We start from the raw sequence: 15,902 nt of genomic DNA on the forward strand, positions 1-15,902 counted from the left end.
ATCTTGATATCGTTTCATTGGAATGCTCCTATCTTGTTTTATTAATTATGGCACAACTGTTCAGAAATTTATGTACCAAATACTAGGATAGGAGCATAGGGTTATTAGTGCGATTGAGTTGATGAACTCATTGATTTGATACTCTTCTAAAACCTCTGATGAATGTAGAGTTATTGAACGTATGTTGATGAACTCATTGATTTGATACTCTTCTAAAACAACCTGCTTAATCATTTCCACATAGTGTTGGTTGATGAACTCATTGATTTGATACTCTTCTAAAACTGGATTACTAACCATTACTTTAAGTGCCCAGTTGATGAACTCATTGATTTGATACTCTTCTAAAACGGAGTGTTGTTACTCTTCTCTTCAACCAGAGTTGATGAACTCATTGATTTGATACTCTTCTAAAACTAGGGTTCGAATCCGTAGACCGACTGGGGTGTTGATGAACTCATTGATTTGATACTCTTCTAAAACAAGTCGTTGTCCCAGTGCGCGCATACGTGAGTTGATGAACTCATTGATTTGATACTCTTCTAAAACCATATTAGGGGGAATAGTAATGATTAACAGGTTGATGAACTCATTGATTTGATACTCTTCTAAAACTGCTTATGCCAAGAAAGTTATAAGCGTCTCGTTGATGAACTCATTGATTTGATACTCTTCTAAAACTTAAATCGCTCACCATGCCACCCACGAACCGTTGATGAACTCATTGATTTGATACTCTTCTAAAACCCAAGCAGCTGCTAAAGAGTTTAGCAGAAAGTTGATGAACTCATTGATTTGATACTCTTCTAAAACTGTGATGTAGCGAATCTTGTCAGACTTGTCGTTGATGAACTCATTGATTTGATACTCTTCTAAAACTACCGCTAATGTCTTTATGACTATATCGTTGTTGATGAACTCATTGATTTGATACTCTTCTAAAACATTTCATTGCCACGCCAGACACATTGGACGGTTGATGAACTCATTGATTTGATACTCTTCTAAAACCACTAACGTTATTTAACCCTTGTAACATTTGTTGATGAACTCATTGATTTGATACTCTTCTAAAACTGGGCATAGTCGAATGTTTTATCGAAAAAAGTTGATGAACTCATTGATTTGATACTCTTCTAAAACTGCCACATATTAAAGTATTTAATTAATGCTGTTGATGAACTCATTGATTTGATACTCTTCTAAAACTTTGCGCTTAATGGCTTACTGTTTGTTAATGTTGATGAACTCATTGATTTGATACTCTTCTAAAACTTGTGTTATAATTTAGTTATTAATAGTTTTGTTGATGAACTCATTGATTTGATACTCTTCTAAAACAATACTATTAGTTTTTGCTAGTTCCATTAAGTTGATGAACTCATTGATTTGATACTCTTCTAAAACCTGGCAACCCAAACCAACGACATGATATGCGTTGATGAACTCATTGATTTGATACTCTTCTAAAACTTGGCGCAGAAGAAGCCCAAGCATTAACCCGTTGATGAACTCATTGATTTGATACTCTTCTAAAACAAACCTTTACTTAGTTTACCATTGTTTTGAGTTGATGAACTCATTGATTTGATACTCTTCTAAAACAACAAATTGCAGGAATTTACCCAGACAAGTGTTGATGAACTCATTGATTTGATACTCTTCTAAAACTCTCTGCTTCGATGAACTGCTGATTTTTGTGTTGATGAACTCATTGATTTGATACTCTTCTAAAACTAAAAAGTTGATGCCTGACATTGTAACTTTGTTGATGAACTCATTGATTTGATACTCTTCTAAAACCGTTATTTTTTCATCATTCCTTCATCTGAATCATAACGCCACTCGACATAATCGGTGTCGATATGATAATACCGGCATTCTTGGTACCTAGTCGGGTTTGAAGTTTCTGAAAATTCGATGATAAAGAGTTTCACATTCAACGTCGCCATCAACCTTACCAATTCATTAAATTGGCTGATACTAAGGTAATGGGAAACGTTCATTAACACAATAATTTTAGTTTCATTTAATTCTGAAGCTGTTGCTACTATACTCTCCATTATACCATAGGGATTGGTTTGAATATCGTTTGAAAACTTTAAATTAAAGTATTTCAACGCTTTCTGAACATCCCATTCTAAATCAATATCTAACGCCAAATCATACATAAAAGCAGCCTCTAAAATAGCAGCCCGCATCTGACTGTCAAGTCCAACTAAATTCTGACGCTGATCATCCGTTAGGTCTTTCGCCATTTTTTTAATCAGCCGACTTTGAAATAATTTATTTGGATCTAGCGTTGATATTTCACCACCCCATAATACACTCTTAACAATATCGATTAATTGAAATTGATCATCACTAATTTTAAGTATCTCTTGTTGATCTTTAAAACCCGCAATTAATTTGGTGTAAACATCTGCTGAATTCGTACTAAAAACCGTTATTTTCTGATTAGTCACTTCAAACGGCTGATAAGGATACATTGTGACTCTCATAAAATCAACGTCCTTTCTGCCGAATTACGAACATCATCTTTTGATTCACCGACCAGAAAATGCATTTTATTATATTGCTGTTCTGTCACCATCAACGTTTGAATCAACCCATCTTCAGGTGTAAATCCGGCAATTCGATTTTCAATGAATTGGGCCGATTGTTTGCTGACGCAGACACGGACATAGACCGAATACTGAATCATCAAAAAGCCTTCATTTAGCAATGCTTTTCTAAAATGGCGGTATGCTTTTCGTTCAAGACTCGTTTCAGTTGGTAAATCAAACATGACTAATAAGCGCATTATGCGGTACCTCATGACACATGACCACCTTTACTTCTAAAGATTGTTTCGGATTACTCATAAAATTCAAACAATTCTGAACGTGTTTGGTTAACGCATTGCGTAAAATAGTCACATGACCGTTATACTCTAATTCTAAGTTCAATAATTCAACCAGACCGAACTTAACGTCAGCCGTTAATTCATTAAACTTCTGATGGGCCACCCAATAATCAATCACCGGTCGAAAGGGTTCCATCAAATCAGATCCTAAGTTAAAATCATTCATTGCATTATGATGGTGAATCCCGAACTGGGTTAAATAACCGGTACAGACAATCTCGCGATTAACCGCCGATAACAACAGGCTGTACCCATAGTTTAATGCAGCATTGATTGCATTCGCATCAGTCCGTGTAAAATCTTGACCGAACATCTTTTGAAAATATTTCCGTGCAATCACCGCTTCTCGATTGCTTTGGTCGGCAAATTCAATTTGCTGGGCTTCAGATTTTAAGTTCGTAATGTTTTTACCTAATAATTCCGCGCTTTGAATTTGCATCGCAATTTTAGCCTTCACGACGGTGGTCCAAAGCGTCTCTTTCAATTCAGTTGACCAATCGACTTGTTGCTGAATAGACGCCAAACTGCGATTACCTGGATAATCATCAACCACTTCACAAGCTGGATTGCCATCCCGCCCGGTAAAGATAATCTTAGCCCCCGAACTACTTAATTCGGTAATCGCAGTGGCGGTTAATACCGCTTGTGTCGTCGCCACTAATAAAATTTGAATATCATCAATTGGTACCTGATGTGTTGCATCACTGGTTTGTACCACAATCTTTCGGCCCGAATACGACACCTTTGCATGTTGTGATATCACAACCGTTCGCCATCCCATATTCCTCACTCCAATTAATCATTTTGTAGTCTTGTTTCTTAAAACAAGGCGTGTTATACTTCAGTTGTTGAGCCTGATACTCTCAACCGATAAACTCATTGATTTGATACTCTGGGTTAAAATCAAACGAAACCTTCGGGTTAAGTTTTTACTTCTGAGCCTCGTATGAGGCCTTTTTTTATGCCTTCATTTCAGATAAAAAGCTGGTTCGTCATTCATTAAAATGACGAACCAGCTTTTTTTGGTGCTATAAATCTTTCAAAGCCACACGTCGTTCAAATAGACCGGTTGGTGATTGATAGATGATTTGAGTATCTGAAGCTACTATTCCTGATTTTTTTTGGAACATTCCAAATGGCATTGCTATTCCTAATGGTTTTAAATCACTCATAGCAGCATTAGCATGTAACCCAATCAAAATTCGATTCAGTATTGTTTTCTGCCCAGCTTGAATCATTTTCCGATTTTCCCATTGATCTTGCCAAGGCAATTCATTAAATATCTCTCGACCTTCAGCTAATTTTTCTCTAAAGCTGCTCATGTCATAAAGTGGGAAATGCTTCTGAACCCGTTCTAATATTTGATCATAAACAACTGTTGCCTGTGCCTTCAACTCAGCCTTTGGCAATTGACCATTTAACACTTGCACGGCTTTTTTATCAAGTACTAACTCTTGCGCATTATTTTTATAGGTAGCCGATGCCAATGTTAATTCCTGTCCACCATCGTAGAACCGTTGATTAATTAAAACCTTCGGTAAAACCACTTCAAACGGTTTAACGACTGCCACAACTTCACCCTTTTGCTTTTTAGTCGTGGTAAATTGTGGGGTTAATAATACGGTCAATCGTTGTAACTTAATCGTCGCATCATCAATTTGTTCTAGCTCATCAACCCAAGCCGTTTGCACCCCACAAATACGATAAAGATCACCCTTCTTTTCAGTAATGCGCACTAAACACATGTAGGCGACTGTCTTACCAGAATAACCACCATAGATGGCTGTTGGTCGATTAGCCTTGGCTTGAATCAACTGACGACCACCTTGACCACTCGCTTTGTCGTCTTTAGCTTTATAGAGCGTCTGATTATACAACGCGCCGTGATTAATATGCACTTCACGCGTCACCAGAATTTTCTTGAAATCATAGATTTTATTCATATAAGCTAAGTCATGGTCTTTTTGCCAAATAAGCTCACCGGTTTCTGCATCGTCCTGTTGATTCTGGCGTAAACCGTTTAAGAAATTAAAGTTGCGCCACTGGTCATTAGCTTTAAACCCTTGTTGGTATTGACCGTAGACGAAATTGTGGGCCAATTTAGGGTATTTCTTCAGTAAATAGAGGCCCACAAAAGCCGTTAGATACGCATCAAAAGCGTGATGGTGATTATTTAAATTTCGATTCTTAGGAAAATTAAAATCTTCACGCATTTGATGGGTTAACCCACTTTTAACCGTCACTAACTGCACATCTTCATCGGCATATTGATCGACTAATAGGTTGGTTGCTAATTTAATTACTTGCCGGGTTTCAACTAACTGGCGGTTAATGAACCCGCTCATCGTGTATTTATTGATGCTGTCTGGATTTAACGTTAAGTTATTATATTTACGGCGTGTCAACAAACCGGCGCGTAACATTTGTTCCCATTGGCTACGCATCGTTTTACCAAAGCGTTCTTCAGTATAATCATTTAATGGCACTTGATCTGATTTACTCCGATTCATTTTTGCCGAGACTAATACACGGTTATCCAACGAATTATCTTTGATAAAGGCTTGCGGTAAAATATGATCAATATCATACTCCGATAACCGATCAATATTTAATGACTCACCCGTATACATATCCCGACCGCCTTGCATGAAATACAAGAATAGCCGATCTTTCGATAAATTAGCATACTGTGGATCAGCCAATTCTTTGTTGAGCTGATCATTATTTAGCTCTTGATAGACTTGTTCAACTTGGCGGCGCCGTTGTGTTGATAATCGCGGATTAGCTTGTTTTTCACGCGCAAATTCAATCAGAATCCGCGCCGGTGCTTGCTCCTTCATCGCCTTTTGAATATCGGCAACGACTAGTAATATCTGTCGTAGGGCTTTTTTATTCTGTGGTGATGTGTACAGCTCATTGATCACATCTTGCGTATTATTATCCGCTAACAAGGCTTGATTGGCTTGCGTCACGGCCTGATCAAAATCATCTGAATGAATAATTCGCATAAAGTTATCATTGGTGTTCCACAGGATATCGATAATCCGTTGACCATTTTGATCGACAATTTTAGTTAACAGTTTAGCCGATAATTGGCCCCAACCACGGTACCGTTTAGTCGATAATCGTTTACATTGATCGTCCGTTAACCAATCAATTTCACGTAATTTATCAGCAAAAATTTTGCCATCTTCAAAAATCGTTGACCATTCAATCATTTTTTCAAAATCAGTTTGCTTATTAGGGACATCAATCACATCCCCAAATATTTTCTTGAGATCATGATAAGTACTCAAACTACTATTAAATTTATCACCATCTGACAAACCCGTAATGTTTGGTCGACTCGCATACTGCCCCTCAGAGACGAGATAAGCTTGAATATTTTTAACCGTAACATGCGCTTGTTGCATGAATTTATCGTTAAAAATGGCTTGCTTTTGTTCGACCGTAATCGGTTGATCATCAATTTTAATGCCATTCAATTCATTTAATACTTCAAACCGTTGATACAACAAACTTTGCTTTGGCAAAACATCTTCGGCCAACAAATAAGTATCAGTGGTTGTCATTCGTTTAATGAATTCATTCGCGGAAGCTTGGCGGTCGACTTTCTGATCAAAATTCCACGGCGTAATCGCGCCTGGTTCTTTACGAATCATCCATGCAAATTTTTTATTAGAAGTTTGGAACTGTTCTTCAGCCGTAATCATCGGGCCGACGTAATAAGGCACTCTGAATGTCACCAACTCATCTAATTTATAGGGCGCCATTTTTTGCCGTTGTTCATTGGGGTTAATGTCCGCCAACCAAGGATAATATTGTTTTTGATTTTCAATAATTTGATCCAATTCCTGTTGATGTAACTGGTGTGGAATGGCGCCGTTGTCCTTAGTGCGTTGTTTAGGCATAAACTGATCCAATTCAATCAATTTTAGAATTTCGATAATATTTGTATCCTCTGAATCTTTTTTTAATACTTTCGTGATTGCCGCATAGAAATCCTCACGTGAACCGTGCTGCTTATCTTCCGGATGATCAATATAGTCATCATATGCCTTTTCAAGTGCTTTATTTTCTTTATCAGATAATTGTTCGCGAATTGACCGCAACATTATCAGATGTGCTTTATGCGCTTCATACTTATCAATCATCGCCTGTGAAATTGATTGTCCCTCAGGCACAATCCCAGTCAGTAAAACACCTGAATAAAGAGCTCGTAAAATTTCAATGATTTGTACGGCGTCATCATTATCCGCAATATTTAAGTCGCTCAACTTAGCATCAAAATCTTCAGCATTAAAACTTAACGTCCACGCTTTGACATCTTCGACTTCGATACCTGTGATGAGATTAAATTTCGCCTTTAAGCCTAGAATCGCTTTCAATAATTCAGTTGCAATTGCTTTATATTGCTTTTCCGAATCTTTTGAAGCAGCGGTTTGGTAAATTAACGGTAGTGCTTTGCGTTGGCGCACACTAGCGCTTAAATTGTTATCCAACAAAATTGATTTAATCTCATCTAAATTGCTTTCTGATAAACTGAAGCCGACTTCACTAAAGACCCTTTCAAAAATCCGATTCAACGCTGCGAAATCCTTGGCTAAATCAATTTCACCGCTTTTAAATGAGGTTGCGGGAGCCGCATTCAAAAAATGCCCCCGATATTTGACAATGTGATGCATCGCCAAATAAATTTCACGTAAATCAAATTGCCGCTTTTCAGTCATTAATGCATAGCGCAAATGATAAATTGTCGGATATTGATAGTGAAAATCGCTGTCCAAACGATCATTAAATAAGCCAATCTGTGGCTGTTGTTTCCGTAAATCTTTGGGGCTTAAATTCGATTGCTTCTGTCTTAAGAAATAAGTCGCATCTTGCGGTGTAATATAAGGTTCAAACATTTCGCGCAATAATCCTAAACGCCATTTACGCCGTTTTAAGCGGCGGCGCGTCGTTCTAAACAGTCGTCGGTCTTCAGCTGTTTGACCTTCATCGTACAGTCGAACTCCGTACCCTAATTTCCCCTTAATTCTGACTAACTGACTTTGGTCATCAACCACTGACCAGCCGATGGAATTGGTCCCAATATCTAATCCAATGTTATATGGCTTATTCATCCCATTGCTCCCCCTAATCGCTTAATAAGTTTAGTATAACTATTTTGTAAAGGTTTTACCACTCAAATTATAGTTTGCACAAAGGCTCACAATAAAAAAGACGTTCAATAAAATATGAACGTCCTAATATTATTTTATTCGACTGGTAAAACCGCCCCGTGCCACTTATTTTTGATCCAAGTTTGCGTTGATTGAGACTTTAAAACTTTGACTAATTTCTTAATCGCTGGTTTGTTTTGATCACCTTTGTTGACTGCCACGATATTCGCGTATGGTGACGATTGTTTTTCAAGCGCGACCGCATCTTTTTCGGGATTCAATCCCCCTTGAACGGCGTAATTCGAATTAATCGCGACCAAGGTGCCTTCATCATTTTTCAAGAGTTCAGGCATGAGTTTAGGTTCGAACGTGTATTCAAACTTGAGATGTTTAGGATTAGTGGCAATATCCTTGAACGTTGCATTCTCGGCATTCACCCCAGCTTTGAGGGTAATCAAGCCACCATCTTTCAGAATCGTCAAGACGCGACCCCAATCAGGTTGACTGCTGGAGACTAACACTTTAGCGCCGTCTTTAACTTCACTGAGTTTCTTAACTTGCTTGCTGTATAACCCTAGTGGTTCCAGATGAATACTGCCCGCACTGACGAGATGATAACCATTATCCTTGTTGGCCTTCTTCATAAATGGGACATGTTGATAATAATTAGCATCCAATTCACCGCTGTCCAAAGCTTTATTCGGTAACACGTAATCGCTGAACACTTTAATTTTAAGATTAACGCCCTCTTTTTTCAATTCTGGTTGAATGTGTTTCAAAATTTCAGCGTGGGGCATTGCTGAAGCCCCCACGGTAATCGTATTGCTGTCAGCTTGCTTTTTCTGACCACAACCGGCTAAAGTAACCCCGGTTAATAAAACAGCTGCGATTAAAAATAAACTTTTTTTCATAATTAATTCCTCCTAATTTTTAACGGTGATCGATGCGTTTGACCACTAAATCCCCAGTTTTTTGACAAATGAAAACGATGATTAAAATAATGACGGTCGCGACCAACGTAATCGTATTCTGGTTGGCTTGGAAACCATCTTGATATGCGAGATTGCCTAAGCCACCCGCGCCGATGACCCCGGCCATTGCGGTATAGCCAATTAATGAAATCGCGGTGACCGTTAAGCCGGACACCAGTGCAGGTAAACTTTCAGGCAATAGGACTTGCCAAACTAATTGCCATTTCGATGCACCCATTGATCGAGTCGCTTCGAGCACCCCGCCGTCGACTTCGTGAAACGCTAATTCAACTAATCGGGCGTAGAATGGCGCGGCTGAAATAATCAGTGCGGGGATTGCGGCTTTGGGACCAATCATCGTCCCCATAATCCCTTTCGTCAACGGAATCAATAATACGATTAGGATGATAAACGGAATAGAGCGGAAAACGTTGACGCATAATGCCACGATGCCATTCAATAAGCGACTCATTGGTCGTTGGCTTTGACCCGTTTGGTATAACATCAATCCGAGTAGGAACCCGAGAACGGCGACTAAGATGACGCTCATCGCTGACAACCAAACTGTTTCAAAAGTCGCTTGCCACATGGTTGCCCAATCAACCTGATTAAATTGAAAATACGATTGAAACCCATTCACATTAGTCATGACGAATCACCTCCACTTCGATTGTTTGTTGCGCTAAATCGGCTAGAACCGCTTTTAAATCAGTTGGATCAGCTTGAATCTGGATATATAGATAGCCGAGTGCTCCGTTAACGGTTTGCTGTAAACTACCACTAATCACGCTGATTTCAATGGCTTGATAGCGACGCATCAGCTGCCCTATTACGGGCTGGACAGATTGTTCCTCGTTAAACCGTAATTTAACGATGCTGCCGTTTTGGACACGGTTTAATAATTGGTCAATTGATGCCTGGGTTTCGCTCGGGGTCACGACCAATGATTCTGAAACGAAAGCTTTGGTGGCTGCTGCTTGTGGCCGTTCAAAGATATCGTGAACGCTGCCTTCTTCAATCAGTTGACCATTTTCCATCACCGCAATTCGTTGACAGATTCGCCGCACCGCATCCATTTCGTGGGTGACTAACACAATCGTAATTCCTAAATCGCGATTGATTTTCGCTAGTAACGTTAGAATTGACGCCGTTGTTTTCGGATCCAGTGCACTAGTCGCTTCATCACACAACAGAATCGCTGGATCGCTAATCAAGGCGCGCGCGATTGCCACCCGCTGTTTCTGACCACCCGATAATTCACTAGGATAAGCGGCTTCGTAATCGGTTAACTCAACAAGCTTTAATAATTGACGTGCTTTGGCAAGGCGCTGCTTTTTATTAACGCCGATTAATTTGAGTGGTAACATGATATTATCAATCACCGTTTTCGACCAAAGTAAGTTGAAATGTTGAAAAATCATTCCCATCTTTTGCCGAACCGGTCGCATCGCTTGTTCACTTAAACCGATGATCGATTGACCATTGACTAAGACATCACCACTCGTTGGCTTTTCCAAACCATTGAACAAGCGGATTAACGTACTTTTACCCGCCCCTGAATAACCGATGATGCCGTAGATTTCGCCATCCTGAATTTCAAGTGACACGTTTTTCAAAGCTTGAAAGGTCTCCCCTTCACGCGTAAATTGCTTATTAACTTGCTGAACTGTTAACATTGAATGCCCTCCTCGTATGCCTAGCGCTGAAAAAATGAGTAAAAAAAAATCCTTCCTCTCAAAAATCGAGAGAAAGGACGCCAAAATGCGTGTTACCACCTTAATTTACGATGACTTCACAGCCATCGCCTTACAAAGTACCAGATTGATACTCGTTCGCTATATCGGGCAACCCCCGCACCGGCTCAGTAAACCTCACCAAATGAAATGCTCAAAGACCATATTCAACTAAGGTTCACATTATCCGCTTGCACCTGACCGGACTCTCTAAGAATGTTACTGCTTAATCTACTCATCTTTTCATCGCTTGTTATTAATTGTCTTTTATCTTATCCAATTCAAATTAATAAGTCAAGCTTATTAATCTAAAAAAATTTTTTCACGATTAAAAATCGACCTAATCAACCCGAACGTCGGCGATCCACGCATCTTTTTCATTATCCGCGTTTAATAATTCGGGACTATCAGCTAATGCGGTGTTGACGTTGACTAGCTCACCTTTGATTGGACTATCTAAATCTTGGACCATTTTTTCGGCTTCGATTGCCACTAATGTTTCATCCTTCGTGACGGTCTGACCGACTGCTGGTACATCAACAAACTTAATTTGGCCAAATTCAGATTGCGCCGCTTTGGTAATACCAACGCGTCGAATCGAAGCCGCAATTTCCTCTGTCCAAAAATAATCATCGTTACTCATTGCCACTTTGTCTTCACTCCTAGAAAGTATCTTCTGATTCACTAAACATGTAACTCTTGTAATGATACCGCATCGACATCATAAAACCAATCCCAATCATGTTCCCCAGTAATGAAGAACCCCCCTGTGAAATAAAGGGTAGCGGAATCCCCGTTAATGGCAATAGTCCGACACTCATCCCGATGTTTTCGAAAACATGGAATAAAATCATCATAATGACCCCGGTTGAAACGTAAGCGTAAAATTCATTTTTCGTATCAAACGTAATCCGAATCATCTGATAAATCAGTAGGAAATACAACAGGATTACAAAACAAGAACCGATGAAACCAAAATTTTCACCAATCACGGAAAAAATCATATCCGATTCACGAACCGGGACATTGACTTGAATATTATTAAAGCCTTTACCGAATAATTGACCAGAGCCAATCGCCTTTAAACTTTGTGACAATTGCAAACTGGTACTAGCCGTATTGTCGAACGGATGTAACCAAGCGTCAATTCGGTTAAATTGATACGTCTTAAAACCGACATGGGTCAAGATTGCTCGACCCCAAGTCGTGGCCGCTAATGACAACGCGGTCCCCCCGATTGCGCCTGCGACCGCGATTGTTGGTGCTAAAATCTTCCAAGTGACACCGGAAACTAAAACGACGCCCCCTAAAATTGCAAAAAAGACCAACATTGTCCCAAAATCATTTTGTAGTTTTAACAAGACCATGACGGGCAATGTCCATAGTAATAATCGGCCTAATAATAACCAATCAGAACGCATCGTGTGTTCTGAATATTCGGTGTTATGCTGGGTGACGACCCGCCCTAACATTAAGATGTAGGCCGGTTTCATCACTTCGGACGGTTGAAACGAGATTGGTCCTAAAGCAAACCAACTTTTAGCACCCGTCTGTGTAGCGACTTGTCGATTATAGAGGAACAAGACAGCAATCAGCAAGAAAATCCCGACACCATAGACCAGTGGTGCAATTCGCCACAGTTGTTCAGAATCAAATTGCATAATAATGACAATCGCAATCCCACCAATCACGTACCAGACAGCTTGCATAATTACAGCTCGGACGGGATCACTGCCACTTGTATCGTGTAAGACGGCGACATAAATCGACATTAATCCGACTAATGCCAACATAAAGACCGAAAAGACGATTCCGTAATCGATTCGCGACGTCTCTTCTGTTGTTTCTAATTCTTTTGGCATGTTAAATCTCCTTCAATCAATCTGCTTTTATTATATAAATAACCCGGCCAAAATGCCGCCGGGCTACTTAAAACTAAGCAATTCTTAAGAATTAACCTTGATGTAAATGGTATTCCTTAAGCAATTCATTGACTGCATCATCGTGTGTTTTCGTGATAATTGATTGATTAGTCCCAGCAACCGTTGCTTCAAAGCGTTTTTTGACGCTGTCTTCAACAATCACACCAATTTCATTTTTACCAACCATAATGCTCGTCATTGCTTGACCATCACGAGTGATATCATCAATAGTAACTTCAATATTTTTTTCTTTTTTTGACATAACTATTTAAAACTCCTCTGTTTAACGCTGCGCCTTGTTGCGACGTACCGTAAAATAATCTGGCACGGGGTCATAACCGCCCTTAATGAACGGATGACAGCGTAAAATGCGCCCAGTACCCATAATCAGCCCTTTGAAGGCGCCATGCTTTTGAATCGCTTGAATCATGTAGCTCGAACAAGTTGGATAATAACGACAACTAGGCGGTAACAATGGCGAAATCCCTTGCTGATAAAACCGGACCAACATAATTAACCCTTTTTTCATCTAGACCCACCTACTATCGAACTATTGTAAGAAATTAATAATGTGACTCCAAGTACTTGGTAAGAAAACCCCAAACGGATTCTGACCGCCCATCGCAAAACCAATCATCTCACCCACTAGGAGTGCAAGGATGATCAAGACAATGACTAAGAGTATTTTCTTAAGTACCGGTTTAACATGTTCATTAAAATTTGATTGATACACGATTTTTCACAATCCCTTACTGATATTCCGATGCACCTTAATGCGCCCGTTTATGTTCCATATTATCCAATAAAATACCCGTCCCGATTGCAACGGCATCTAACGGATTTTCAGCTAAGACCACTGGCACCTTGAGATGTTCAGCAAATAAGTTCGCGATATTCCGCAATAGTGCGCCACCACCGGTCAACATAATCCCACGGTCAATAATGTCCGCTGATAATTCGGGAGGTGTCACTTCTAAGACTTCTTTAGCCGCTGCGACAATTTCCATCATGGTATCGTGTAAGGCTGATTCAACTTCATCCGCTGCAATCGTGACTGATTGTGGTAAACCAGTCACCATATCACGGCCCCGGATTTCAAGGGTTTCGCTAGCATCTGCGTGCCAAACGTTCCCAATGGTTAACTTGATGGTTTCGGCACTGTGTTCACCAATCAGTAAACCATGTTTTTTCTTAACGTAAGCGGCAATTTCAGTATTCATCTTATCACCAGCTAGGCGCAATGAGCGACTCGTCACGACTTCACCCATTGAAAGTACGGCAACATCACTGGTCCCGCCACCGATATCAATCACCATGTTACCACGGGGTTGGAAAATATCCATACCCGCTCCAACGGCCGCCACTTTTGGTTCTAATTCCAAAAAGACTTTGCCGCCGCCAGATTTTTCAGCTGCTTCAATAATTGCTTTTTGTTCAATTGACGTAATATTAGTTGGACAACAAATTAAGATATTTGGTTTCGATAAAAACCCTTTAACGTTTAATTTATTAATAAAATAAGCTAACATTTCTTCTGTAATATCAAAATCGGCAATCACGCCATCCTTTAAAGGACGCACTGCGTGAATGTTGCCGGGTGTCCGACCCACCATGCTGTAAGCTTCTGAGCCGACTGCTAAAACCTTTTTCGTTTGTGTATCAATCGCAACAACTGAAGGTTCGTTAAGGACAATCCCCTTACCTTTTACATTAATTAAGACGTTGGCTGTCCCTAAATCAATCCCGATATCTTTAGCCATTTAGCGTTGCTCCTTCCGAAAACCATATTCAATACTAAATTATACCACACGGTACTTTGCAATAACATATAAGATTTATTAACGCTTCTGCCACAAAAAAACTGAATCAGCAAATGCTCATCCAGTTTAAAGTCGTCTCTATTAAGCTAATTTCGCTTCATTCTTAACGATTATTTGGCCTTTAGCGTCAAAATCAGCACGGCTAATGTGCGCGCCTAATGCCCGTAATTTCTGATGGAAATGATAATAGCCACGATCCATATATTGAAGATTAGTCACTAAGGTTTCACCATTCGCCACTAAACCGGCAATCACCAATGCAGCAGCCGCACGTAAATCAGAAGCCGCGACTTCAGCACCGTTAAATTTCGTCGGCCCATAAAGCAGGACAGATTGGCCTTCAATTTGATAATCAGCCGTCATCCGACGCAATTCTTCTAAATGCATGAACCGATTTTCAAACACCGTTTCGGTCATGACACTCGTGCCGTCCGCCATCAATTGCAACGCCGTCATTTGGGCTTGCATATCCGTTGGAAAACCAGGATATGGGAGGGTTTTAACATTACTGGGTTTCAAAGTCGCTGGTCCGATGACGCGAATACCCGCATCTTCTTCAATCACTTCAGCACCCATTTCAACTAATTTCGATAATAAGGGCTTATTATGTTCAGCAATGGCTTCTTGAATCAAGACATTACCGTGAGTCGCAGCAGCGGCCACCATAAAAGTCCCGGCTTCAATCCTATCTTGAACAATACTGTGTTCAGTCCCACTTAAACGGGTCACGCCTTCGATCCGGATTGTTTCAGTTCCGGCACCAAAGACCTTCGCCCCCATTTTATTTAAAACGTTGGCCAAATCAACAATTTCGGGTTCGCGAGCAACGTTATCAATTGTCGTCGTCCCTTTAGCCATCGTCGCGGCCATCATAATATTTTGAGTCGCACCGACACTTGGGAAATCTAAATAAATTTCAGTCCCGACTAACTGGTCTGCTTTAGCCTCGATGTAACCATTACTTTGGGTAATCGTGGCACCGAGCGCTTCAAAACCCTTTAAATGTAAGTCAACCGGCCGTGAACCGATGGCACAACCACCTGGCATCGCAACGCGGGCATGACCCAAACGGGCTAAAAGGGGGCCCATGACAACGATTGAAGCGCGCATTTTAGAAACATATTCAAAAGCAGCTTCAAAATTCAAAGGTTGTGTCGCATCAATCACGAGTTTGTTGTGCGCTTCATCAAAGTTAACTTGCGCTTCCAAACTCTTTAAAACGTCTTGCATCATAAAAACGTCCGATAAAATCGGCACGTTGGTAAATTCGACTGGACCGTCTTCTGCTAATAATGCCGCTGCCATAATGGGTAAAACAGCATTTTTGGCACCTTCAATGTGCACATCTCCGACTAAAGGTTGTCCACCTTGTATGATTAATTTTTCCAA

14 protein-coding genes and 1 CRISPR repeat array are annotated in these 15,902 nt (G+C 40.2%); all 14 genes read right to left on the reverse strand.

Annotated elements, in window-relative coordinates:
- The first annotated feature begins 117 nt into the window (after window positions 1-117).
- Window positions 118-1,803: direct repeats of the CRISPR family, unit length 36 nt; unit sequence GTTGATGAACTCATTGATTTGATACTCTTCTAAAAC.
- 2 nt (window positions 1,804-1,805) lie between these two features.
- Window positions 1,806-2,501 (reverse strand): type II-A CRISPR-associated protein Csn2, encoded by a 696-nt coding sequence (gene csn2, locus LFUMFP_RS06550; RefSeq protein WP_106483291.1) that lies wholly within the window; start codon window positions 2,499-2,501, stop codon window positions 1,806-1,808.
- Window positions 2,498-2,803 (reverse strand): CRISPR-associated endonuclease Cas2, encoded by a 306-nt coding sequence (cas2, locus tag LFUMFP_RS06555; RefSeq protein WP_056950500.1) that lies wholly within the window; start codon window positions 2,801-2,803, stop codon window positions 2,498-2,500. The genes csn2 and cas2 overlap by 4 nt, the downstream gene beginning before the upstream one ends.
- The gene (gene cas1, locus LFUMFP_RS06560; RefSeq protein WP_106483292.1) at window positions 2,781-3,686 is read right to left on the reverse strand and encodes a type II CRISPR-associated endonuclease Cas1; all 906 of its coding nucleotides are present in this window, start codon (window positions 3,684-3,686) and stop codon (window positions 2,781-2,783) included. The genes cas2 and cas1 overlap by 23 nt, the downstream gene beginning before the upstream one ends.
- 247 nt (window positions 3,687-3,933) lie before the next feature.
- A complete protein-coding gene (gene cas9, locus LFUMFP_RS06565) occupies window positions 3,934-8,028 on the reverse strand; it encodes a type II CRISPR RNA-guided endonuclease Cas9 (protein WP_106483293.1) in 4,095 nt (1,364 codons plus the stop codon).
- 134 nt (window positions 8,029-8,162) lie between these two features.
- Window positions 8,163-8,981 (reverse strand): MetQ/NlpA family ABC transporter substrate-binding protein, encoded by an 819-nt coding sequence (locus LFUMFP_RS06570; protein WP_106483294.1) that lies wholly within the window; start codon window positions 8,979-8,981, stop codon window positions 8,163-8,165.
- A 16-nt stretch (window positions 8,982-8,997) separates the two neighbouring features.
- Window positions 8,998-9,687, reverse strand: a complete 690-nt coding sequence (locus LFUMFP_RS06575; RefSeq protein WP_106483295.1) for a methionine ABC transporter permease — start codon at window positions 9,685-9,687, stop codon at window positions 8,998-9,000.
- Window positions 9,680-10,714 carry a methionine ABC transporter ATP-binding protein gene (locus LFUMFP_RS06580; RefSeq protein ID WP_106483296.1) on the reverse strand — a complete coding sequence of 345 codons (1,035 nt, stop codon included), beginning with the start codon at window positions 10,712-10,714 and terminating at the stop codon, window positions 9,680-9,682. The genes LFUMFP_RS06575 and LFUMFP_RS06580 overlap by 8 nt, the downstream gene beginning before the upstream one ends.
- Window positions 10,715-11,111: 397 nt before the next feature.
- On the reverse strand, window positions 11,112-11,414 hold the full coding sequence (locus tag LFUMFP_RS06585) for a glycine cleavage system H family protein (RefSeq protein WP_025083223.1): 303 nt from the start codon (window positions 11,412-11,414) through the stop codon (window positions 11,112-11,114).
- Between the two features lie 19 nt (window positions 11,415-11,433).
- A complete protein-coding gene (locus LFUMFP_RS06590; protein ID WP_106483297.1) occupies window positions 11,434-12,633 on the reverse strand; it encodes an FtsW/RodA/SpoVE family cell cycle protein in 1,200 nt (399 codons plus the stop codon).
- A 91-nt stretch (window positions 12,634-12,724) separates the two neighbouring features.
- Window positions 12,725-12,955 carry a DUF2969 domain-containing protein gene (locus LFUMFP_RS06595; protein WP_025083221.1) on the reverse strand — a complete coding sequence of 77 codons (231 nt, stop codon included), beginning with the start codon at window positions 12,953-12,955 and terminating at the stop codon, window positions 12,725-12,727.
- A 21-nt stretch (window positions 12,956-12,976) separates the two neighbouring features.
- The gene (gene yidD, locus LFUMFP_RS06600) at window positions 12,977-13,222 is read right to left on the reverse strand and encodes a membrane protein insertion efficiency factor YidD (RefSeq protein WP_025083220.1); all 246 of its coding nucleotides are present in this window, start codon (window positions 13,220-13,222) and stop codon (window positions 12,977-12,979) included.
- Window positions 13,223-13,243: 21 nt separating this feature from the next.
- On the reverse strand, window positions 13,244-13,426 hold the full coding sequence (locus tag LFUMFP_RS06605; RefSeq protein WP_025083219.1) for a DNA-directed RNA polymerase subunit beta: 183 nt from the start codon (window positions 13,424-13,426) through the stop codon (window positions 13,244-13,246).
- 37 nt (window positions 13,427-13,463) lie between these two features.
- A complete protein-coding gene (gene mreB, locus LFUMFP_RS06610) occupies window positions 13,464-14,453 on the reverse strand; it encodes a rod shape-determining protein (protein WP_025083218.1) in 990 nt (329 codons plus the stop codon).
- Window positions 14,454-14,594: 141 nt separating this feature from the next.
- Window positions 14,595-15,902 carry a UDP-N-acetylglucosamine 1-carboxyvinyltransferase gene (gene murA, locus LFUMFP_RS06615; protein WP_106483298.1) on the reverse strand — a complete coding sequence of 436 codons (1,308 nt, stop codon included), beginning with the start codon at window positions 15,900-15,902 and terminating at the stop codon, window positions 14,595-14,597.

The organism is Latilactobacillus fuchuensis (genome assembly GCF_900258455.1).
Taxonomy (GTDB): Bacteria; Bacillota; Bacilli; order Lactobacillales; family Lactobacillaceae; genus Latilactobacillus; species Latilactobacillus fuchuensis.